The sequence below is a fragment of the Chryseobacterium indoltheticum genome, from assembly GCF_003815915.1.
GTDB classification, from domain to species: Bacteria; Bacteroidota; Bacteroidia; order Flavobacteriales; family Weeksellaceae; genus Chryseobacterium; species Chryseobacterium indoltheticum.
In genome coordinates, this window is record NZ_CP033929.1 from 4,013,494 (window position 1) to 4,037,035 (window position 23,542).

Annotated in this window: 18 protein-coding genes, 8 tRNA genes and 1 other RNA gene; 3 read left to right on the top strand and 24 right to left on the bottom strand. The window is 35.5% G+C overall.

The genetic code is table 11. From position 1 onward, the window contains the following. Window positions 1-121: 121 nt before the first annotated feature. From rplL to tuf, 9 genes are all read right to left on the bottom strand, one after another. Window positions 122-490, bottom strand: coding sequence for a 50S ribosomal protein L7/L12 (gene rplL, locus EG358_RS18455; protein WP_055983830.1), 369 nt, complete (start codon window positions 488-490; stop codon window positions 122-124). A gap of 48 nt (window positions 491-538) precedes the next feature. Next, the gene (gene rplJ, locus EG358_RS18460; RefSeq protein WP_076560129.1) at window positions 539-1,123 is read right to left on the bottom strand and encodes a 50S ribosomal protein L10; all 585 of its coding nucleotides are present in this window, start codon (window positions 1,121-1,123) and stop codon (window positions 539-541) included. Window positions 1,124-1,140: 17 nt separating this feature from the next. Then, window positions 1,141-1,833, bottom strand: a complete 693-nt coding sequence (gene rplA / locus EG358_RS18465; protein WP_074231999.1) for a 50S ribosomal protein L1 — start codon at window positions 1,831-1,833, stop codon at window positions 1,141-1,143. 11 nt (window positions 1,834-1,844) lie between these two features. Further along, the gene (rplK, locus tag EG358_RS18470; RefSeq protein WP_034679146.1) at window positions 1,845-2,291 is read right to left on the bottom strand and encodes a 50S ribosomal protein L11; all 447 of its coding nucleotides are present in this window, start codon (window positions 2,289-2,291) and stop codon (window positions 1,845-1,847) included. A gap of 232 nt (window positions 2,292-2,523) precedes the next feature. Next, the gene (locus EG358_RS18475; RefSeq protein WP_076560131.1) at window positions 2,524-3,660 is read right to left on the bottom strand and encodes a hypothetical protein; all 1,137 of its coding nucleotides are present in this window, start codon (window positions 3,658-3,660) and stop codon (window positions 2,524-2,526) included. 71 nt (window positions 3,661-3,731) lie between these two features. Beyond that, the gene (gene nusG / locus EG358_RS18480; RefSeq protein WP_076560133.1) at window positions 3,732-4,274 is read right to left on the bottom strand and encodes a transcription termination/antitermination protein NusG; all 543 of its coding nucleotides are present in this window, start codon (window positions 4,272-4,274) and stop codon (window positions 3,732-3,734) included. An 18-nt stretch (window positions 4,275-4,292) separates the two neighbouring features. Continuing rightward, complete coding sequence (gene secE, locus EG358_RS18485) at window positions 4,293-4,499, bottom strand: preprotein translocase subunit SecE (protein WP_076560135.1); 207 nt, start codon at window positions 4,497-4,499, stop codon at window positions 4,293-4,295. Window positions 4,500-4,511: 12 nt separating this feature from the next. Beyond that, window positions 4,512-4,582 (bottom strand) — tRNA-Trp (locus tag EG358_RS18490). Between the two features lie 54 nt (window positions 4,583-4,636). Further along, window positions 4,637-5,848 carry an elongation factor Tu gene (gene tuf / locus EG358_RS18495; protein ID WP_115596457.1) on the bottom strand — a complete coding sequence of 404 codons (1,212 nt, stop codon included), beginning with the start codon at window positions 5,846-5,848 and terminating at the stop codon, window positions 4,637-4,639. A 247-nt stretch (window positions 5,849-6,095) separates the two neighbouring features. Between tuf and EG358_RS18500 the strand changes: the two genes are divergently transcribed. Continuing rightward, complete coding sequence (locus EG358_RS18500) at window positions 6,096-7,604, top strand: DUF4394 domain-containing protein (protein ID WP_076560139.1); 1,509 nt, start codon at window positions 6,096-6,098, stop codon at window positions 7,602-7,604. 98 nt (window positions 7,605-7,702) lie between these two features. Here EG358_RS18500 and EG358_RS18505 read toward each other — a convergent pair whose 3' ends face one another. From EG358_RS18505 to rpsU, 15 genes are all read right to left on the bottom strand, one after another. Continuing rightward, window positions 7,703-10,804 (bottom strand): efflux RND transporter permease subunit, encoded by a 3,102-nt coding sequence (locus EG358_RS18505; RefSeq protein WP_076560140.1) that lies wholly within the window; start codon window positions 10,802-10,804, stop codon window positions 7,703-7,705. Window positions 10,805-11,002: 198 nt separating this feature from the next. Further along, window positions 11,003-12,085, bottom strand: a complete 1,083-nt coding sequence (locus tag EG358_RS18510) for an efflux RND transporter periplasmic adaptor subunit (protein WP_076560142.1) — start codon at window positions 12,083-12,085, stop codon at window positions 11,003-11,005. 7 nt (window positions 12,086-12,092) lie between these two features. Further along, window positions 12,093-13,334 carry a TolC family protein gene (locus EG358_RS18515; RefSeq protein WP_083677027.1) on the bottom strand — a complete coding sequence of 414 codons (1,242 nt, stop codon included), beginning with the start codon at window positions 13,332-13,334 and terminating at the stop codon, window positions 12,093-12,095. Between the two features lie 417 nt (window positions 13,335-13,751). Beyond that, on the bottom strand, window positions 13,752-15,116 hold the full coding sequence (locus EG358_RS18520) for a sensor histidine kinase (RefSeq protein ID WP_076560144.1): 1,365 nt from the start codon (window positions 15,114-15,116) through the stop codon (window positions 13,752-13,754). Window positions 15,117-15,157: 41 nt separating this feature from the next. Continuing rightward, a complete protein-coding gene (locus EG358_RS18525; RefSeq protein WP_076560146.1) occupies window positions 15,158-15,838 on the bottom strand; it encodes a response regulator transcription factor in 681 nt (226 codons plus the stop codon). Between the two features lie 242 nt (window positions 15,839-16,080). Further along, window positions 16,081-16,152 (bottom strand) — tRNA-Thr (locus EG358_RS18530). 40 nt (window positions 16,153-16,192) lie between these two features. Next, window positions 16,193-16,265 (bottom strand) — tRNA-Gly (locus EG358_RS18535). 85 nt (window positions 16,266-16,350) lie between these two features. After that, window positions 16,351-16,431, bottom strand: a tRNA-Tyr gene (locus EG358_RS18540). 20 nt (window positions 16,432-16,451) lie between these two features. Continuing rightward, window positions 16,452-16,525: transfer RNA gene (locus tag EG358_RS18545), tRNA-Thr, on the bottom strand. A 92-nt stretch (window positions 16,526-16,617) separates the two neighbouring features. Then, a tRNA-Gly gene (locus tag EG358_RS18550) sits at window positions 16,618-16,690 on the bottom strand. An 87-nt stretch (window positions 16,691-16,777) separates the two neighbouring features. Continuing rightward, window positions 16,778-16,858 (bottom strand) — tRNA-Tyr (locus EG358_RS18555). Window positions 16,859-16,878: 20 nt separating this feature from the next. Beyond that, window positions 16,879-16,952: transfer RNA gene (locus EG358_RS18560), tRNA-Thr, on the bottom strand. A gap of 107 nt (window positions 16,953-17,059) precedes the next feature. Beyond that, window positions 17,060-17,350 (bottom strand): HPF/RaiA family ribosome-associated protein, encoded by a 291-nt coding sequence (locus EG358_RS18565; protein ID WP_076560148.1) that lies wholly within the window; start codon window positions 17,348-17,350, stop codon window positions 17,060-17,062. Then, window positions 17,347-18,234, bottom strand: coding sequence for a tyrosine-type recombinase/integrase (locus EG358_RS18570; RefSeq protein WP_076560150.1), 888 nt, complete (start codon window positions 18,232-18,234; stop codon window positions 17,347-17,349). Before EG358_RS18570 ends, EG358_RS18565 begins: the two co-directional genes overlap by 4 nt. Window positions 18,235-18,316: 82 nt before the next feature. Further along, window positions 18,317-18,514, bottom strand: coding sequence for a 30S ribosomal protein S21 (gene rpsU, locus EG358_RS18575; protein WP_034702010.1), 198 nt, complete (start codon window positions 18,512-18,514; stop codon window positions 18,317-18,319). 370 nt (window positions 18,515-18,884) lie between these two features. On the opposite strand from rpsU, the gene EG358_RS18580 reads away from it, so the two are divergent. Together EG358_RS18580 and ssrA are read left to right on the top strand one after the other, a co-directional pair. Then, window positions 18,885-22,712: a T9SS type B sorting domain-containing protein gene (locus EG358_RS18580; protein WP_076560152.1), complete on the top strand. Its 3,828-nt coding sequence runs from the start codon at window positions 18,885-18,887 to the stop codon at window positions 22,710-22,712. Between the two features lie 423 nt (window positions 22,713-23,135). Next, window positions 23,136-23,537: a transfer-messenger RNA gene (ssrA, locus tag EG358_RS18585) on the top strand. The last annotated feature ends 5 nt before the right edge of the window (window positions 23,538-23,542 follow it).

Consider the following 23,542-nt stretch of genomic DNA (forward strand, 5'->3'; position numbering starts at 1 on the left):
TTTCAATGCGGAAAATCTTAGGAAATTATTTAAAAATAAAATATGACGGAATTAGCTCGATATAATGCAAAAAAAAGCAACTACAAAATGTAGTTGCTTCTTATATTTTGAAAGTAAGTGATTACTTCAATTCTACTTCAGCACCAGCTTCTTCTAATTGCTTCTTAAGAGCTTCAGCTTCGTCTTTAGAGATACCTTCTTTAATAGCAGAAGGAGCTCCGTCTACGATATCTTTAGCTTCTTTAAGACCAGCACCAGTTAAATCTTTTACCAATTTAACGATAGCTAATTTAGAAGCACCTGCAGACTTAAGAATTACGTCGAATTCAGTCTTTTCTTCAGCAGCTTCACCTGCACCAGGACCAGCCATAACAACTGCAGCAGCAGCTGGTTCGATTCCGTACTCATCCTTAAGGATAGTAGCTAATTCATTTACGTCTTTTACTGTTAAGTTTACTAGCGTTTCAGCTAAATTTTTTAAATCTGACATTGTTGTAATGTTTTTGTTGATTATTGATTGATTTTTTTGAGAGTCTAATTATTCTGCAGCTGGAGCTTCTCCTTCTGCAGCAGCTTCTGGAGTTTCAGTAGCTGGAGTTTCTTCTACAGCAGGTGCAGCTTCTTCAGCAGTAGCTTCTGCAGTTTCAGATTTGTTTTGAAGAGCAGAAACAACTCTTTGAATTGGAGACTGAAGTAATCCGATGATTTCACCGATCATTTCTTCTCTAGACTTAATGCTTACTAGAGCATCAAGGCTGTTGTCACCAACATAGAAAGTTTCTTGAACGAAAGCTGATTTTAAAGCCGGCTTCTCTTCTTTTTTTCTAAAGTCTTTGATTAATTTTGCAGGAGCGTTAGCCGTTTCAGCAATCATTAATGCAGAGTTACCTTTGAAAGTCTGGAACATTTCAGAGAAATCTACTCCGTCAATTTGTTCCATTGCTTTTTGCAAAAGTGTATTTTTTACCACTTTTACTTTGATATTTTGCTTGAAAGCCTGTCTTCTGAAGTCAGAAGATTTTGCAGCGTTCAAACCGTCTAGATCTGCTACATAAACTACTTTTGCATCCTGAAGCAAGTCTTTGATCTCTTGTATCGCTACAACTTTTTGGTCTTTTGTCATTGTCTTAAGGATTATAATTAGTTAACAGATTTAGTATCGATTGCAATACCAGGACTCATTGTAGAAGACAAATAAATGCTTTTTACATAAACTCCTTTTGCAGCAGTTGGCTTCATTTTGATCAAAGTAGAGATCAATTCCTGAGCATTTTCCTTGATTTTGGCAGCATCGAAAGATACTTTACCAATACCAGCGTGGATAATACCGTATTTGTCTACTTTAAAGTCAATTTTACCAGCTTTTACTTCAGTTACTGCTTTACCAATTTCCATAGTTACAGTACCTGATTTTGGGTTAGGCATCAAACCTCTTGGTCCTAAAACTCTACCCAATGGTCCTAATTTACCCATAACAGCTGGCATTGTAACGATAACGTCAACATCTGTCCAACCTTCTTTTATTTTCTGTAAATATTCGTCAAGACCTACATAGTCAGCACCAGCTTCTTTAGCTTCAGCTTCTTTATCTGGAGTTACTAAAGCTAAAACTTTAACGTCTTTACCAGTACCGTGAGGAAGAGATACAACACCTCTTACCATTTGGTTTGCTTTTCTTGGATCTACACCCAATCTTACAGCGATATCTACAGAAGCATCAAACTTTGCAGTGTTCACCTCTTTTACAAGAGCAGAACCTTCTTCAAGGTTATAGATTCTTCCTTTTTCTACTTTGCTTAAAGCTTCCTTTTGCTTTTTAGTCAATTTTGCCATTTCTCTAAGTATTAAGCGTTAAAAGTTGGTTTAGTTCCTGTTACTCTTAATCCCATAGATCTAGCAGTACCTGCAACCATAGAAACTGCAGAATCCATTGTAAAGCAGTTAAGATCTGTCATCTTATCTTCAGCGATTTTTTGAACCTGAGCCCAAGATACAGCACCTACTTTGTTTCTGTTTGGTTCTCCAGAGCCACCTTTGATTTTAGCCGCATCCATCAACTGGATTGCTGCAGGAGGAGTTTTGATTACGAATTCAAAAGATTTGTCTTCGTACACTGTAATTACTACAGGTAAAACTTGTCCTGGCTTATCTTGGGTTCTTCCGTTAAACTGCTTACAAAACTCCATGATGTTCACACCTGCAGAACCCAAAGCTGGACCTACTGGTGGAGAAGGGTTAGCAGCGCCACCTTTCACCTGAAGTTTTACCATTTTAAAGACTTTTTTAGCCATTTTTTATTTTTTAAATTTGAATAATTAATGAGTTTGGAAGCATTCATTATTCAGTAGGTTACCGCACTCACATAAAGTAAACCTACTTTTCGGACTGCAAAATTATGAAATATTTTTGAATTAGCAAATTAATTATTTGAGTTTTAAGTAGATAATTTAAATATTTTCTGTCTCTTTTTGAATCTTAGATTATTTACAAAGGTTATTAATAAGGAACTAGTGAATCAATTGATTAAGAATAAAGTTTTAAAAAATAATATTCCATTACATTTTGCAAGGAAAGCCCTCTCGCATCATATTGCATATGAATAAAAAAGAAGACAAAAAACAGAATGTTAATAACTAGAAGTTTTTTAATAAAAACATTCCGATTAAATGAAACCTTATCACGACTCTCATTGTTGGGCAATATCGTAATTACAACGATTAATAAAAGCATAGAATATATATGATTCCAACGATACCAATCAATCCCCAGAAAATACAATGGCATCACCCAAATGAAGCTTGCAATGATAAACTTAAGCAAAGTATAAAATTTGTTTCTATAAAATAAAAAGACATAATATAAAAACATTGAAACTTCGATAACGAGTTCTAAAACAAATAGAGAGTAGGACGTAATTTCTTTTTTAATTAGTTCTATACCCTCCCAAAAATTATAAATAAAAATATTGTTTGTTCCAAAAGCCACTCCTCTTTTTCTTATAATCTCTACACTCTTTCCACAATTAATTTCTTTACCGAAGAAAAGCATAATCCCCATTATAATAGTAGATAGAACTAAAAAAAGCATCCAAAAAGTATATTTCTTTTCTCCTGTTTTAAAAAAATGTATGGCAATGAAAAATGGCAAAAAGAAATAAAACATTTCATGGATAAACAACCCTGCGCAAAATAAAACTAAAAAGATTCTTTCTTTTAGAACGGTCATTTTACCGAATGCAAAATACGCAGAAAGCGCAAAAAGAACAATTTCTCTCTTCCCTGAATAAGACAAATTAATTGGAAAATACATAAAACATAGTGGAGAGCACAGCAATACCAAAATGTTCCAATCTATTTTCTTTACAATTACCAGCTTAAAATATGAAAAAAAAATAAGGGTATAAAAAATAATTTGAATAGTAAATACCTGAAAAGGCAATTGTATGCCAAATAGGTCCTGCACTGCAAAAAAAGAAGTTCCGGTAACACCTCTACGTTTAAAACCTCCATCTTCATAGTTAACCAACCAGTCAGACATAGTCCATTCATGGACAGGTAATGTTGCCTTCCCATGTAGTTTTACAACTACATAAAAAAAGATTACAACTAAAAAAAAGCAATACAATAAAAAAGGAGTATTCTTTTTTGCAAACAGTATCATATTCTCAATTTTATGGATAAAAAAAGGATGCTTTGAAAAGCACCCTTTTTTTATATTTTAAATATATACATTTAAACTTTTTCTACTTGCATGTAGCTCAACTCCATTGGAGTTTTTCTTCCGAAGATCAAAACTGATACTTCCACTTTCTTCTTATCTTCAAGAATTTTTTCTACTGTACCGTTGAATCCGTTGAAAGGACCATCGATTACTTTTACATTCTCTCCAACAATGAATGGAATTTCTGCATCGGTAGCAAATTCTGAAAGTTCATCCATTCTACCTAGCATTCTGTTAACCTCAGATTTTCTCATCGGTACAGGATCACCACCTTTGGTTAAACTTAAGAAAGAAATTACACCCGGAATGTTTTTTATAACGTGAGGAATCTCCCCCATCAGATCTGCTTCTACCATCAGGTAACCTGGATAGTAAGGTCTTTCTTTAGGAACTTTTTTTCCGTTTCTAAGCTGAATCACCTTTTCCATAGGAATAACTACCTGAGTAACATACTGCTCAAACCCTAAACGTTTGATTTCTGTCTCAATATAGTTTTTCACTTTATTTTCCTGTCCGCTGATTGCTTTCAGCACATACCATTTCAATTCGCTCATTATGGAAAATAGTTTTAATTAGTTGAAGCTGTTAATTAGTATTCCTAAGATGTTGCTGATTGATTTTGAAAACAACTCATCAACACCAAAAGTAAATAATGCTAAAATGACAGTAGCAACAGTAACTACAATTGTAGAAGACTGTAAGTCTGACCATTTTGGCCATTCAACTTTATGTCTGAATTCGTTATAAGAACCTTTTAAAAAATTGACAAATGAACTCATAATTTATATTTGCACGGGCACAAGGATTCGAACCCTGATCAACGGTGTTGGAGACCGGTATCCTACCATTGGACGATGCCCGTAGATAAAAAGCTTCCGAGAGTTTCCTTTCGGAAGCTTTATTTATTTTAAGATGATTAGTCTAAGATTTCAGTAACCTGACCTGAACCAACTGTTCTACCTCCTTCTCTGATCGCAAATCTAAGACCTACGTTAAGAGCGATTGGCTGTAACAATTCTACAGTGATCTCTAAGTTATCACCAGGCATTACCATTTCTACTCCTTCTGGTAAGAAGATCTCACCTGTAACGTCAGTAGTTCTTACGTAGAACTGAGGACGGTACTTGTTGTGGAATGGAGTGTGACGTCCACCTTCTTCCTTAGAAAGGATATAAACAGATGCTTTGAATTTTTTGTGTGGCTTAACAGAATCTTTCTTAGCGATTACCATACCTCTCTTGATGTCAGTTTTTTCAATACCTCTCAACAATAGACCTACGTTATCTCCAGCTTCACCTCTGTCAAGGATTTTTCTGAACATCTCAACTCCTGTAATAGTAGAAGTTAATTTTTCTTCACCCATACCGATGATATCTACAGGATCTCCTGTATTGATAATACCAGCTTCGATTCTACCAGTTGCTACAGTACCTCTACCAGCAATAGAGAATACATCTTCGATTGGCATCAAGAATGGCTTATCAGTATCTCTTGGTGGTTGCTCGATCCAGTTATCAACTGCATCCATCAATTCTTCAACAGATTTGAACCATTTGTCTTCGCTATCAGGAGTAGCAGCAGTAGCAGCAGTAAGAGCTCCTAATGCAGAACCTTGAATTACTGGAGAGTTATCTCCGTCGAAATCATAAGTAGACAATAAGTCTCTAAGTTCCATTTCAACTAGCTCTAATAATTCAGCATCGTCTACCATGTCAACTTTGTTCATGAAAACAACAATTCTAGGTACGTTTACCTGACGACAAAGCAAGATGTGCTCTCTAGTCTGAGGCATAGGACCGTCAGTTGCAGCACATACTACGATAGCTCCATCCATCTGAGCAGCACCCGTTACCATGTTCTTCACATAATCCGCGTGACCTGGACAGTCAACGTGAGCATAATGTCTTTTTTCAGTTTCGTACTCGATGTGAGCAGTATTGATAGTAATCCCTCTTTCTTTTTCTTCTGGAGCAGAGTCAATAGCAGAGAAATCTTTTTTCTCAGCAAGACCTTTGCTCGCTAATACAGCTGAAATAGCTGCAGTAAGTGTAGTTTTACCATGGTCAACGTGACCAATAGTACCAATGTTCAAGTGTGGTTTGTTACGATTAAACGTTTCCTTTGCCATGATTTAAATTATTTATTTTATTGTTTTATTCAAATTTTCGGTGTGCAAATATAATGAATTTTTATATACCAAAATCTTTTTATCAAAAAAAGTTTAATACTAAACCCAGAAAGTCACAAACCAGACTGCTTTTTCTAAACAGAATGCAAATTTAAGCAAAAAAAATCAATTAAAAAAAGTGTTTGTAAAAATCCGTGGATAATTTTCTTCCGTATATACCATCAGAAATCCTTTAAAATAAATTATTATGAAAAAACTATTCTACTTTTGTATGGCTACATTTGCTTTTGTCACGGTAATCTCTTGTGACGATGACGAAAATATGATGACGATGCCTGAAGAGCCTGTTACTGCTTTACCCAATGCAATGGTGTATGGGTTAACAGAAAATAATCAGTTGGTATCTTTTAATACCAACAATTCTTCAAACTTTGCTTCTACAAAATCTATCATGGGAATTCCGTCGGGAGAAAAATTAATGAGTATTGATTTCAGACCCGCTACCGGTGAATTGTATGCTGTATCCAATGCAAGCAAGTTTTATATTATCAATACTTCTACCGCCTCTAGCAGAGTTGTAAGTACAACATCTTTTTTACCTGTCATTTCAGGAACTGTGGCCTCTATTGATTTTAATCCCACTGTAGACAGAATCAGATTGGTGACCAATACGGGACAAAATCTACGTTTACATCCTGAAACAGGCGCTATCGCAGCTGTTGATACCAATATTGCAACCACTTCATCTATTATGGGCGTTGCATATACCAACAGCGTTTCGGGAGCAGCTTCTACAATTTTATACGATCTTGATGCTACTTCAGGAAAACTTTTTAAGCAAGACCCTCCAAATAATGGTACTTTAGTAGAAGTAGGTAGCTTAGGAATTACTTTTACAGGACAAGCTGCATTCGACATCAATCCTGATAATACTTTGGCAGTAATGGCGGCTACAACCGGTACACAAAATGTTTTATATACTGTAAATTTAGCCAACGGAAAAGCGACAAACATCGGAAATCTTTCACAAAAAGTAATCGATTTGGCAATTCCTACAAATCCTGTTGCATATGCAGTTGATAATTCTAATGCATTGCAAATTTTTAATCCTAATAATCCGCAACCTGTCACGAAAGCAATTACCGGGCTTCAATCTGGAGAAAATATTCTAGGAATTGATTTCAGACCTTTAAACGGGCAGCTTTATGCATTAGGAAGCTCAAGCAGAATTTATACTATTAATTTAGGAAATGGCGCGGCAACCGTTGTTGGAACACAGTTACCTACTCTACTGTCAGGGACAGAATTCGGTTTTGATTTTAATCCTACTGTTGATAAAATAAGAGTCGTAAGCAATACCGGACAGAATTTAAGATTAGATCCTGTTACCGGAGGAATTACCGCAACAGACGGCATAATTAATCCAGGAACGCCTACTTTAGGTGCAGCCGCATATACAAACAATTTTGCAGGCGCCACTACAACTTCACTTTTTGTGATTGATCATACAACCGACAAATTATATTTACAAAATCCGCCCAACAATGGAACTTTGATTGAGCAGGGATCTTTAGGCATCAATATCGACGGTGCCACTGGTTTCGATATCGGAAGCACAAGCCAAAAAGCTTATTTGGTAGCTACTACAGCCGGAACCACAAAGATTTATACAGTGAATACAACAAATGGTTCTACTACTTCTGTAGCCAATTACCCGAATGCTGTAAGAGGTTTTACAATTGGTTTAGGATTCTAAAAATAAAATCCGACATAGTTTAATATTTATAAAAGAAGCGCTGAAAAATTAATTTTTCAGCGCTTCTAACTATATAATGTAAATGAAAGAATAAATTCTTAAATAATTTCTTCTGTCTTCTTTGTTCGGTTAAAGATCCAGAAGATAATGGGGAAGATTAATAAGGTTAAAATGGTTGCCGTAATCAAACCTCCGATAATGACAATTGCTAAAGGTTTTTGAGATTCAGAACCAATTCCGGTTGACAAAGCTGCAGGTAATAATCCGATCGATGCCATTAAAGCAGTCATAATGACGGGTCTTGTTCTAGATTTTACTCCATTAAAAACAGCTTCGTCCAGTTTGAGGCCATCTTTGATATTTTGATGGAACTCTGTTATTAAAATAACTCCATTCTGAATGCAAATTCCCAGTAAAGCAATCATCCCAACTCCGGCAGAAATTCCGAAATTCATTTTGGTCACATGCAATGCGATAATTCCGCCAATTAAAGCAAACGGTACATTCGCTAAAACCAAAAGTGAATCTTTCATGTTTCCAAAAAGAATAAATAGCAGAAAAAATATCCCTAAAATACTGATGGGTACTACTTCTGTTAAACGTGCTGTTGCTCTTTGTTGATTTTCAAACTGACCGGTCCAGCCTACTTTATATCCTTCCGGAAGATTAATTTTTGCCACTTCTTTTTGTGCATCAGCAATGGTTCCTCCCAAATCACGGTCACGAATCGAGAATTTAATTCCAATATACCGTTTGATATCATCACGATAAATAAATGCTGCTCCATTATTTTTTTCAATATTCCCGACTTCTTTTAGCGGAATCATCGTTCCTTCCTGCGTTGGAATCATCAATGAGGCAATATCGTTTTCATCTTTTCTGTATTCGTGAGAATATCTTAAACGAATCGGGAATTTTCTTTCACCATCATACATTTCCGAAGCTGTTTTCCCACCAAAAGCCATTTCCAGAACAGTTTGCGCATCTTCCGGCATTACACCATACGCTGCCATTTTATTTCTGTCCCAAACCACATTTACTTCCGGCTGACCGATATTTTTAATAATTCCGGCGTCACGTACTCCATCCACATCTTTTATTGATTTTAAAACTTTATCAGCGAGTTCATCCAAAGTCTGAAGATTGTCACCATAAATTTTAATTCCGTTTTCAGCTTTAAAACCGGCAACCGCTTCAGCAACGTTATCAGAAATCGGCTGAGAATAATTAAATGTTATTCCCTGATAATTGCTGAGTTTTTTGTCAATTTCTTCGGTGAGTTGTTCATAGCTGATCTTTCTTTTCCACTCATCTTTAGGTTTAAGATTTACGGCAAACTGCACAAATCCGAATCCATTCGGGTCTGTTCCGTCGTTGCTTCGTCCGGTTTGCGCCAAAACATCGGTTACCTCAGGAACGCTCATAATATCTTTCTTCAAAATATCGGCAGTCTTCAAAGATTCTTTTAAAGATGAGCTCATCGGCATTTCTGCAGTAATCCAAAGTGAACCTTCATTTAATTGAGGTAAAAATTCTGTTCCCAAAAATTTCCCTGAAAATAAAGTTACTGCTACAAATGAAATAGAAATAATTAAGCTTAATCTTTTATTCTTAAATGTAAATTTGAAACCATTCAACACAATTCTGTCCCAGAAATTTACAAACGGATTATTCTTCTCTCTTACATTTTTATTTAAAAGTAAATGCGTTAAAACAGGAACCAAAGTCAAAGTAAAAATCAAAGCTCCCAACAATGCAAAACCAAGGGTAAATGCTAAAGGTGAAAACATTTTACCTTCCACTTTCTGAAATGAGAAAATCGGAATTAACGAGGTGATAATAATTAATTTTGAAAAGAAAATAGCTTTTCCTAAACCGGTTCCGGTTTGTTTGATCCAGCCTGCTTTTGCGAGCTTATTAAATCTTTCAGGACCGTATTTTTTGGCTTTATGGTCGAGCATTACGAAAATTCCTTCAACCATGACGACGGCTCCGTCAATGATAATTCCGAAATCTACCGCTCCCAATGACAGTAAATTGGCGCTCATTCCTGCTATTTTTAAACATAAAAATGCAAAAAGCAAAGACAGAGGAATAATAATGGAAACAATTAAAGTCGTTCGCCAGTCTGCCATAAAGATCAACACAATTACCGTAACGAGTATGATTCCCTCCATCAAATTATGCATCACGGTTTCTGTGGTAAAATCCATCAGATTATCACGATCGTAGAAGGTGACCATTTTTACATCTTTCGGAAGAATTTTTTCGTTAAGCTCTTTAATTTTAGCTTTCACACCCACCAAAACTTCACGCGGATTCTCTCCTTTCCTCATCACGACAATTCCTTCTACGGTATCGTCCTGATTGTTTAATCCAGCCTGCCCCACTCTCGGTCGCGAACTTTCATGAACCTCAGCAACATATTTTACCAAAATAGGGTTTCCGCTGTCATTATGAATGGTAATATTGCCAATATCGTCTATCGACTGTACCAAACCAATTCCTCGTACAACATAGGCTTGGCCGTTTTTTTCGATAACATCTCCACCGACATTTAAATTACTTTTCGTCACTGCTTCATACACCTGCAGCGGAGTTAAATTATATTTATCTAAAGCCCTCGGATCAATACTCAACTCAAAAACTTTATCCTGACCTCCAAAAACATTAATATCTGCAACTCCCGGAACACCACGAAGCGCTCTGTCGATGACCCAATTCTGTAAAGTGAGAAGTTCGCGTGAATCTTTTTTCTTGCTTTCTAAAGTATATCTGAAAATTTCTCCCGTCGGTCCGTAAGGAGGCTGTACTTCGGGATCAATCCCTTCGGGAAGACTTACATTTCGAAGCTGATTGTTGACCATATTTCGGGCAAACATATCATCAACTCCGTCATCAAAAAGAATTTTAACAATTGAAAGCCCAAACATTGTGGTACTTCGCACACTTGTTTTTTTCTGAACCGGACTCATCGCCAGTTCAATCGGTGTGGTGACAAAACGTTCCACTTCTTCAGCGCTTCTACCATCCCATTGGGTAATGATTACGATTTGCGTATTGGTAACATCGGGGAAAGCTTCAATCGGCATATTTTTGAAACTTATAAATCCTGCAACTGCCAAAATCGCAACCCAAATAAAGGTAAAAGCCTTGTTTTTAAGTGAAAACGATATTATATTTTTTATGAATTTATTCATGTGAATAGATGTTAGATATTAGGTTTTAGTTTCAGGCTAATCTCTAATGTTTAATTGTATCTAAATGATTTAAAAACCATTAAGAAAATGAATGATAAAGATGAATTAAAGCGCATCAAAAGGATGACTTAGCTTTGGTTAAATAATAGGTTAATTTTAATCGCTTATGTATTCAAAATATCTTAATGGTTTGGTAAATTAATTTTTTAGAGAGCGATAGATTAACAGCTGATTATTGGTAATTACGTTCTCACCTTCCGAAAGGCCTTCTGAAATATAAGTGACCTCACCAAGCTGTTTTAAAACCTGAATTTCTTTAATCTTTACATCAGTTCTCGATTTGAAAACCACAACATAACTTCTGTCATCATCAAAAATCACGGCTTTTGAAGGAATAGAAAGAGCAGTTTTATTTTCAGACTTCGAAACTTTGATTGTTGCTTTACTATCCGGAATCAACAATCCGTTGGCGTTATCGAGAACAACTCTTGCCTGCATTGCATTGGTTTCAGGATCGATAATTTTGAATATTTTATCAATTTTCCCGTCAAAAACTTTATCAGGATAAGAAAGTGTGGAAACCTGAGCAGGCATTCCAAGACTTATTTTGTCGATATCCGCTTCATTGATATTCATAATGGCCCAGACATTCATGGTATTGGCAACATCAAAAATATTTTCACTTCTGTCGCTTCTCAACTGCATATCTTTATTGATGTCTTTATGAACAATATAACCGCTGATTGGTGCCAAAACACTGTAAATATTTCCGTTCTTCACATTGTAAACCGTACTTACTGCAGATGCTCTCTGCATTTGGTCTTCTGCTTTCTGAAGCTGGCTTTTTGCTTCCAGAACATCTCTTTCTGTATTCAGCTTTCCTTCATACATTTCTCTTGCAACACGAAGATTGTTTTTAGCAACTTGCAAATCTGTTCTTGCATCGCTTACATCTTTTTGTACTTCTGCCAGTTCTGTACTTCTTATGGTTGCCAAAACCTGTCCTTTTCTTACATAGTCACCCAATTCCACGTTTACACTCATCACATTTCCTCCGACTAAAGGGAAAACATCGATATATGAATTGGCATCTGCAGCAATTTTACCGTAAAAACTGTAAGAATCTTCTACATTTTTATTCTCAACTTTTGCAGTGGAAATTGATTCGAGCATTGTATTGCTCAGTTCAAAACCTTTTGGCTCGGGAGTTTTTGCAATTTCAGGTTTTGAGCATGACCATAAAAGAAAAGCTGAAAACAAGGGTATAATTATTTTTTTCATTGTATTGTTAATAGAAGATTTTGGTTTGTACTAATTGATTGAGCTGAATGGCAGATTCCATCAAATCATTTTTCATATCATAAATCTGCAGTGCGGTTTGGCGATAGCTTTCCATGAAATCTGTAAACTCGATCAGACTGATATTTCCGTTTCTGAAATTTTTAAGCATTCCGTCATAAACAAGATCAAGATTACTTAAGTCTGTAGATTTTATCTCCGCTAACTGATCGTATTGAGTTTTCCAGATCTGAAATGCAGATTGTACTTTCGTTTCTAAATTGAGTTTTTGGAATTCTGCATTTTTCTGATTCTGCTTGATGGCGTAATTGGCCTTTTCTACATTTCCTTTATTGCTTTTCCATAATGGAATCGGAATTCCGACCTTCAGATTAATTTCATTATTAAAAGTACCTGAAGCCTGATCGTATTCTGCACCGACATTCAAATCGGGAACATTCAACGATTTTTGCCACTGCGCATATAATTTAGAATTATCAATCAGTTTTAGAATAAATAAATAATCTGCATTGTTTTCGAGCGCTTTTCTTTTCAATTCATCGTCATCACCGAAAGGCTGTGCCGTTAAAACCAGTTTGGCTTCTTCTTCTGAAATCTCAGGCTCGATATTTTCTGTAATTCCGGTAAGCACTTTCAGATTCTGCTCAAACTTCAAAAGATTTTTATTGATATTTACTTTATCATTATTCAACTGAATAACGATGCTTTGAAGTCTCACCTCATCTTTCAGCGAAACATTTCCTTTTGCAGACTGTACTTTGTATGCCTTCAAAAGATCGTTCATATACCCTAATTGCTTATTGGTATTTTCAAGTTTCAGTTTCTCGTAGTAAAGATTATAATAATTGGTGTGAAGCTGTGTTCTCAATTCTACCAAAAGTTGTGAAAACTGTAATTGCGCTAGCTCTTTATTAGATTTCGCAAAAGCGATTTCATTTTTCTTTTTACCACCCATATAAATCAGTTGGGTAACTTCGAAACCTTTGGCTCTTCCTGCGTCTAAAAATCTACGGTCTTGGGGATTATATCCGTTGATATAACCACTCATCTGCGGAAGTTCCCATATTTTCGCCTGCAAAATATCTGCATCTGCCATATTGATGCTGTATTGCTCGGCAAGAAGCTGAAGGTTGTTTTGCCGAAAGGCATTTTCGCACTCCAAAAGCGACATTTGCTGCTGCGCTGATATCATCGAAGAAATCGCCACGAGCAGTCCTGCAATTTTGTTCATTCTCTCAATTTTGATGACAAAAGTGCGGTTGCTCGATTAAAACGAACTTAAAGGAGGCTTAAAATAAAATTAAATTTGGTTTTGGGAAGGTTTTGAAATATTTTTTCTAACCATTTATTTGAAACATTAAGGGATTTAAAAAGTTAAGTTTCAGTAAGAAAAATTTAATCGATTTTAATTGCTTGAAGTGAACTCAACTTAAGGTTCTCAAATCTCTAATAAATTTTGATGGATATAATTTGTCCCGCAGATGACACAGATTTCAAAGATCTATTTTATTATTGAATAATATGAGATACCTGAAAAAATACTATCGCAGATTGAGAGATTAAGCAGATTATTTTAGCATTTCTAATCTGCTAATCTGCGAGAAAATAAAAGATTTATACTTTAAAGACACTTTTAATATTTTTAATTTTATTTATTAAAAATCACACTAAACTTATTCATGTTTTCAAAAGGAGAATTGTATTGAATATTTGCATTATGGTATTCTAAAATTCTTTTTGCAATTCTAAGTCCAAGACCGGAGCCGGAAATATTCTGAGAATTGTTTCCGCGCATAAAAGCTTCAAAAAGTTTTGGCTGCTCTTCTTCGGAAATGGTATTCCCTTCTGAAAATACATCTACAGAAAGATGAGTCTCATTTTCGGTAATTAAAATTTTCACATCAGCATTATCAGAATAGACTGCAGCGTTTTTCAATAAATTAATAAAGACAATATCTAAAAGTGACTGAACACCGTTGATCGTTAAAAAAGCATTTTCCTGTGTTTCTTCAAAAATGAGAAAATCCATTTTAAGATTAGGATAACTTTTTTGTACATGGTCAAATGATTCAAAAATCACTTCATCTATTCTTACTTCTTCATAAATGGTCTGAATATTTTCTTTATCGAATTTTGTGAGAAGTAAAAGTGAATTTGTAAGATCAGACAATTGATATACATCTTTCAACATCTGTTTCAGAGCGGAAAGAGTTTCAGGAGAATGCTGCTCGAGTTTAATTAAATTTTCCAGCTGAAAAGCCATTCTTGTAATCGGCGTCCTGATTTCGTGGGATGCACTTGCCGTAAAATCTTTTTGCGACTGAAAAACATCATTTAATCGTACAATCATCGTATTAAAAGACTTTGCCAGAATACTTATCTCGTCATTCGACTGCTCCACCGGGATTTGTGTTGTAAGTTTATGAGCCGTAACCTCAGAAATTTCTTTGTTCAAATCTTCCAAAGGCTGAAGAAATTTTCCCATAAAATAATAACTGAAAAAACCGATCAGCAAAGTGCAGGTAATAAAAGCGGTAATCAAAAGGTATTTCAAATACTCAAGCTTCGATTTTCCGTTGGTATCGTAGGCGCTGGTGAGAATGTAATAGTTTTCTCCGTTGATGTTTTTTAAAGCGGCATACACTTCCGGAACCGTTTCTTCGTTGTAAATATCTTTTTTCTTGTCGAGCTCGGTAAGAAGTTCTTTATTCCAGGTAACTTTTTGATCTTTAATCGTGCTGTAAATAAGTTCTTTGTTACCATTAAAAATCAAGATCGTTTCATTGAGAAGGAAATTATCAGAATTTTCATTAAAAAAGATAGGCGCTTCGTTCTCAAAATTTTTAGATTTTGAAATAAAATTGGTAGTAAACCCTAATCGCCTTACAAATCGGTCTTTAAACTCTTCCCTACGGAAATCATTGAACGAAATATAAATAATAATCAAAACAACCCCAAAAAGTAGGGAAAACGAAACACTTAAGGTAAGCGCAATCTTTCTTTTTAAAGACATTTAAATAGTTATTGGTGGTTGGTTGTCAGTTTTTGATCTGCTTATAAAGGATTTAGATAATACCCGAAACCAGATCTGGTGTGAATAAGCTTTACTTTGTATTCTTTGTCGATTTTTTTTCTTAGAAAATTGATGTACACTTCTACCGTATTGGTATTCGTATTAAAATTATGTTCCCAGACATTTTCGGTGATCTGTTGTTTAGAAACCGTTCTACCCTGCGCTTCTGCAAGGTAAACGAGAAGCTGAAATTCTTTTAAAGTTAAAGCAATTTCGTTTCCTGCACGGAAAACTTTCTGTTCGGTTTTATTGATAATTAAATCATCAATCCTTATAATGTCTAAATCTATATTGTCTAAAGGAACTTTTCTTCTTAAAAGAGAATTCATTCGAAGTAATAATTCTTCAAACTGAAAAGGCTTAACCAAATAATCATCTGCCAATCTGGTAAACGCATCTTTTTTGTCTGAAATGTCTCCATAAGCCGAAATAATAATGATCGGTGTATTTTTATCGAAAGAGCGAATGGTTTGGCAGACATCTAGCCCGTTTACTTTTGGAACATTAATATCTAAAAGATACAAATCGTAGCTGCTGCTCTTTATTTGACGAAGAAAAGTTTCGCCATCGTAAATTCTATCACAGGTAAAATGATTTGATTCTAAAAACTTACTCAATTCTGCCGATAGAATAAGGTCGTCTTCCAATAAGAGAATATTCATCAATAATATATTTATAACGAATTTAATGAAAATTTCAAGACGATTTGTTGGAATTGATTTGATGGAACCTTTAAATCTAATGCTCAGATTTCATAAAGACTTCTTTCTAAAGTCTTTTAAACCTTATATTATGATTGATTAAAATAATATTAAACTTTAATTTTGAAAGTGATGTTTATTTAAAATGACATTAAGAAAGTTTACGCCATAAAAAAATCCCGAAGAAATCGGGATGAAAAGTGAGCCAACTACGGGACTTGAACCCGTGACCTCTTCCTTACCAAGGAAGCACTCTACCGCTGAGCTAAGTCGGCCTAAACAAAAAAATCACACTATAGAGTATGATTTTTTTTGAGCGGAAGACGAGGGTCGAACTCGCGACATTCAGCTTGGAAGGCTGACGCTCTACCAACTGAGCTACTTCCGCAATTTTGTTTCCAAAACTATTGGTAAACGCTGTGCAAACTTAAGGAAAACCCTTTAAAAATGCAAGTTTTTTTTAATATAAAATGTGGGGAGAGCAGGATTCGAACCTACGAAGCCGAAGCAACTGAGTTACAGTCAGTCCCATTTAGCCACTCTGGAATCTCCCCAGATATTTTATATTAAATTGAGCCTCCAGAGGGACTCGAACCCACGACCTGCTGATTACAAATCAGCTGCTCTAGCCAACTGAGCTATGGAGGCAATTTAATAAAAACTGAAAGCTTTCAGAGAAACTCTACTCTGTGCTGCATCAGCAGTTAAAAAAAATCACGCCTAATGCGGTGTGAAATTTGAGCGAAAGACGAGGGTCGAACTCGCGACATTCAGCTTGGAAGGCTGACGCTCTACCAACTGAGCTACTTTCGCAATTTTGTTTCCAAAACTATTGGTTAACGGTCTGCAAATCTAGAAAAATTCTTTTAAACCTGCAAGACTTTTTTTTAATATAAAATGTGGGGAGAGCAGGATTCGAACCTACGAAGCCGAAGCAACTGAGTTACAGTCAGTCCCATTTAGCCACTCTGGAATCTCCCCAGATATTTTATATTAAATTGAGCCTCCAGAGGGACTCGAACCCACGACCTGCTGATTACAAATCAGCTGCTCTAGCCAACTGAGCTATGGAGGCAAAATTAAAAAGATTTCAAAAGATCGATGTTCCTTTTTGCGAGTGCAAATATAGAACAGATTTTTTGAAATCTCAAACTTTTTATTAAAGTTTTTTTACTTTTTTTATTAAGCTAATTCTTTTTTCTTGATTAACAGTTTCTTAGCAGTTTCAACACATAGATCTAAACTTTCTTCAAAGCTTGCAGATGTCTTTTTTACAACGATATCGTCACCTGGAACTACCAAAATCAATTCGGTGGTTTTATTTGCTTTATCTGAATTGTTTTCAACTTTTAGGAAGACTTTGCATTCCTGAAGTTTGTCATAAAACGTACCTAGTTTACTTACTTTCTTGTCTACATGTGACTCTAGTGGTTCGTGTGGAGTTAAGCCGATTGCTTGTACTGAAATCTTCATAATTCTTCTTTTTTAATTGCTCTTGGATGAGACTGATTAAACACTTTTTTCAACTGTTCAATATTGGCATTAGTGTACACTTGTGTGCTTGCAAGACTAGAATGACCCAATATTTTTTTAACTTTTGATATCTCTGCCCCATTGTCTAAAACATGCGTCGCGAAGCTGTGTCTTAAAATATGAGGACTTCTTTTTTGCTTAGAAGTAACAAGACTAAGGTACTTATTAACTACTACATAGACAAATTTTTCCGTTAGTTTTTTTCCCTTTTTATTGATAAAAAAATAAGATTTAAATTCCTCTTGTGGTTTCCGTATCTTAAGATAGTCTTTAAGCAAAGAACTCAAACTTTCAGAAATGGGTATATATCTTTCTTTATTACCTTTTCCTACGATTTTCAGTTGGTTTTCTTCTAAGTTTACACTTTCAAATATTAAGCCACAAAGTTCAGATTTTCGAATTCCTGTCTGATATAGAATTTCGACAATAGATTTCTCAAGCAAATCTTCGACTTCAGAAAAAATTTCATTTTGCAAAACTCCCATTTCATCCTGCGAGAGCGGAATTTGTTTTTCAGGATAAAATTTTAGTGATGATACCGTTTCGACCGGAGAAACTTTAATTTCACCCAGTTTTAGAAGAAATAAATAAAAACTACGAAGCGTAGAAAGCTTCCGGTTAACCGTTCTCTTTGAGATCCCGTTTTCACTCAGTTCAACGATAAAATTTCTGATTACTTTTTTATCAGCATTCAGAAGATTCTCGGAAGATTCGGTTTTAAGATAAAAAGAATAAAAATCGTCAAGATCACGACGATAACTTGTAATGGTATGAGGCGAATACCTCTTTTCGAACTGCAAATAATCCAAAAATTTATCTCGCATTGTTGTAAAGTATAAAACGAAAAAATCACTTCTCAAATATAACTATTTAAGAAGTGATTTAGTATGTGTTTAAGAAAATTTCTTAAGCTTGCTCTTCCTTGCTTAATCCTCTTTGCTTATAAGCCGCTTTTAATCTAGCTTGTCTAAGAGTTACAGAAGGCTTGATAAACGCTTGTCTAGATCTTAATTGACGAACTGTACCCGTTTTATCAAATTTTCTTTTATATTTTTTAAGTGCTCTGTCGATAGACTCTCCGTCTTTTACTGGAATTATTAACATATATTACATCTCATTTTGGATTGCAAAACTAAAGGTTTTTTATGAAACTACAAAACTTTAAGATTAAAAAAACAAAAACACCTATTGTATATTATTTATTTCATTTAAAAAATAAGGTGTTTTACACATTTATTAATCTTAATAACTAATAAAAAAATGCAATTTTATTAAAAAAAAGACCTTAATTAACATTATTTATATAAATTTGTAACTAATCCAAACAAAACACAATGATGAATAGCTATTTACTCTATCCTGTCGACTCTTACGGCAATTAAAAAAATCACACCAAAATCACTTTAAAAACTCTTTATTTAACGATATTGAGTTATTGATGGCTTAATAAAAAAACACTCTAAATTTTTTAGATATGATAAAAAAATTACTCTTTTCTTTATTATTGGTTTTCCATATTTCAGTTTTTGCTCAGGAAGACTGTATCTCTGCGATCACCGTTTGTGGAAATTCAAACATCAACTATACTCCTTCAGGAATAGGAAATATTAATGAAACACTTGGCGGATGCCTTTCTTTTGAAAATCATTCCGTATGGTACAAATTTACTATTGCGACAAGCGGAACTTTAACTTTCGATCTTGTACCAACCGGACCTGTTGATTATGACTGGGCACTTTACGGGCCTAATGTTACCTGTTCTAACAGGGGTACACCAATAAGATGTAATGCTTCGGGAAATTTCACCAATACCGGGATGAATACGACCAATACCAACACTTCATCAGGAGCCGGAAATACCAATCCTTACTGTAAATACATGGATGTTGTCGCTGGCCAAACCTATTATTTATATATTGACAACTGGTCATCAACTGTATTTACTTTTAATTTAACATGGGGAGGAACAGCAACGTTTGTATCTCCTTTTACTAATGTCACAACTGCTCCGAATCCCTTTATTCCACCAGGAACGGCAGGACCAAACGCAAACTCACCAAGAGAAATTGGAATTTGTGGAAATACCGCAACTTTTAACTTTAGTACTCTATCTGCAGGAATTTTAAATGGAAATCCCAATTTCACAGTAAATTATTATAATACCGCAAACAATGCTGCAACAGGAACAAATCCTATAACCACCCCAACCACAGTAAATACAACAGCAACTTATTACTACAGTATTAGTTATCAAGATCCTAACAACCCAACAAGTACAGCAAGCTCCTGCAAACAAACCAATGCTGTTGTTTTTAAAGACAAGAGTTTAACCGCTTCAATATCCTCACCCACAACAAAACTTTGTCCGGCAGGAAGTATTGTTCTAACCTCTAACAATGCTACAGGAAACACATGGTCAACAGGAGAAACTACACCATCCATCACAGTAACAACTCCCGGTACTTACACTTTAACAAGCACAAATGGAATCTGCACTAGCCCACAAGCTTCAATAATTATCACTCAAGACACCGACGCAAATCCGCAGATTACCGGTAATTTAACTTTATGTGATGCAAGCTCCACTACTCTTACTGCTACATCAACCGGCACAGGAAATACATATCTATGGTCAACGGGAGCCACAACAGCTGCCATCAACGTGACAGCTCCAGGAACTTACACCGTAACTGTAAAAACTTTAGCAAATTGCCAATACACGAAATCTGCAACGGTTACACAAGGCGTTGTTCCAATAGCTCAAAATGCAACATTAGCAAGTTGTTCCAATACAACCACTGCGGTTTTTAATTTAACTACTGCAGAACCAAATATCAGTACAACTCCAGGAGTAACGTTCGACTATTATGTAAATCAGGCAGATGCTATTGCCGGAAATACAAGCACAATAGCTACCCCAACAACTTTTACTTCAGGAAATGCTACAATTTATGTGAGAGTAAAATCGACAACGTGTGCAAAAGTCATTACACTGCAATTAAATGTTACCCAACTTTCTGCTCCGACAATTACAAGCTCATCTTCCACAATATGCTTTGGAGGAAATGTAACATTAACGTCCAGCGCAGTAACAGGAAACACATGGTCAAACGGTGCTACAACACAAACCATCACCGTAACAACTGGCGGAACTTATTCAGTAGTTGTTTCTAATGGAATTTGTACAAGCACACCTACTTCAGTCACTTTAACAACGGAAGCTGATCCCAACCTTCAAATTTCAGGCAATCTGATTACTTGCGGATCTCCCTCTAACTTAACCGCAACTTCTAATGGAACAGGAAACACTTATGTATGGTCAACCGGAGCTACAGGAAATATAATTTCAGTTTCTACACCCGGAACATACACTGTAACTGTAACAACTGCTACAAACTGTCAGTATACAAAATCTGTAACAGTTACTCAAGGAGCAGTTCCAGTAACGCAAAACACATCTTTAAGTTTATGTTCCAACTCAAATACAGGAACATTTAATTTAGTTTCAGCTCAACCAAACATAAGCACCACTCCCGGAGTTACCTTTAGTTATTACCAGAATCAAGCTGATGCTTTAGCAGAAAACGGCAACACGATTCCGGTTCCGACAACTTATAACTCCGGAAATACAACTATTTATGTTTTAGTTAAAACCGGTTCTTGTTCTAGAATTGCAGAATTACAGTTAATTGTTAATTTAAAACCAATTCCTACAATTACAAGTTCATCTAATATAATTTGTAATAACACTCCTGTTACTTTAACATCAAATTTTGCAACAGGAAATACCTGGTCAAATGGCGCAACAACACAAACAATAACCATCACTACGCCTGGAACATATACTTTAATTCATAATAATGGAACGTGCACAAGTGAACCCGTTTCAATAAATATTGTTCAGGGAACAGACCCTAATGTTCAAATTTCTGGAACATTAAATTTCTGCGAAGGCACTTCAACAACATTAACAGCGACAGCAAACGGAGCAGGAAACACATTTTTATGGTCAAACGGAACAACCACAGCAACAGCAACAATAAATACTCCGGGAATTCATACCGTAACAGTGACAACTCCAGACGGTTGTCAATACACAAAATCTGTAACAACAATTATGGATCCTGCAATTTTGGTTACTATTAATACGCCAGGAGAAATAAACTGCATCAATACACAGATCACTTTAAATGCAACACTTTCTACTTTTCAACCCGGAGCTACATTTTTATGGACAGCAACCGGAGGTGGAAATATTGTTTCAGGAGCAAATACACTAACTCCAATTGTAAATAATGCAGGAACCTATACTTTAACCATTACGAGCGCAACTGTAAATGGATGTACAAAACAAGCTTCTGTAAATGTTATTAAAAACACCACTCCTCCGGTAATAAATATTTCAGCAATCAAAGCAACAATTTGTAAAGGTGAATCTACTACTCTTACCGCAATTGGAGCAAATACTTACACATGGACAGGAATAGCAGGCAACGGCAACACGCAAACTGTTTCACCAACCACCACCACAACCTACACCGTAACCGGAATAGGAGCAAATGGGTGTGCAGCAGCAAATCCAGCAACAATTACCATTACTGTAGTGCCGGAAATCGTTTCAACATTACACAGTATTGAAATTTGCAAAGGCGACAAAGGAGTTTTGGACGCAGGAGCCGGACCTAACTACACCTACATCTGGAACACAGGAGCAACAACACAAACAATAAATACAACAACAGCCGGAAATTATACAGTTACCATCAACAATGGAGTTTGTTCAAAAACTTTCAACGCAACCGTAGGATATATTGTAATTCCAGAAATTACAGAAATCACATACTATAACAATCTATTAACAATAATTATTAAAAACACCGGAACTTTACCCGTAGAATACTCGATAGACAATGGTATCACGTGGCAAAATTCAAATGTATTCAGTGTAATGAAAAACACTCAATATTCTATAAAGGTAAAATACCAAGGTGCAACGTGTGAAACTTCAGCTGAATATTACACGTTCTTTATGGCAAATGTCATTACACCAAATAGTGATGGTAAAAATGATGTTATCGATTTTAGCGAAATTAGCAAATATGGAAATTTTGAAGGAGGTATTTTTGACCGATATGGAAAAACAATATTCAAAGCATCACCCAAAACACCGATTTGGGACGGCAAATATATTGGCAGACCTTTACCTACAGGAACATACTGGTATAAATTAAGTTGGGAAGATAGAGTTACCCAAAAACCAGTACAAATATCTGGCTGGATTATGTTAAAAAACAGAGATTAATGTTCGGTTTAGGATAAAATTTAATTTGAATATAAGTGTCGGAATTATTTTCGGCACTTTTTTGTTGTTCCTGAATAAGACTTCAAAGACTGATGGGAATTTTATATTTTAAAATATCCCGCAGATTTTGCAGATGGCGCAGATTTTTTTTGATTTATTCTGTAATAATAATGAATATGTCTTAAAATAATCTATACCACACTTTGTAGATGCTGCCAAGTATTTAAATTACATACTAATAACCCTAGCCCCGATTGCAATGAAAATCCCGCAATGGAGCGGCGGAACGAAGTGGAGCCGCGTAATGAGGAATTGTAATGAAAAGCGGGATAAAGCTCCAAATAATAAGTTTAATTAAAAAAGCTTTCATCAATATTAATGGAATTTAAACAAAAACCGTATCTTTGCATTCACTTTAAACATGGGGTTGACTGGTTTCGACAGCAAGACCAATGGGTAAGTAAGCATGCAGAGAACCGTAGCGCGATCTCTTAAATCCCTTGCTACAAAATTTTAACTGGCAACGAAGAGTTCGCTCTTGCAGCTTAATATCGAAGTATAGTAGATCAAGCGTTTTCCCGAAGATTTCAGTAGGGAAGCAAGATATTCCACAAATGCTCTGTTCTGCGGCGTTTGATTCTGGGATATAGTAATGCGGAAATAAGGTTTTAGACACTTCGGCTAAAACTCGAAAACCTTAGAAGATAAGCTGGTAGTTGGGCGTCTGCTCTCTGCCTCCAGTCGAAAATCAATAGTAGAATAAGCATGTAGAAATCTTATGTATTGCTTGTTTGGACGAGGGTTCGAATCCCTCCAACTCCACTTGAATA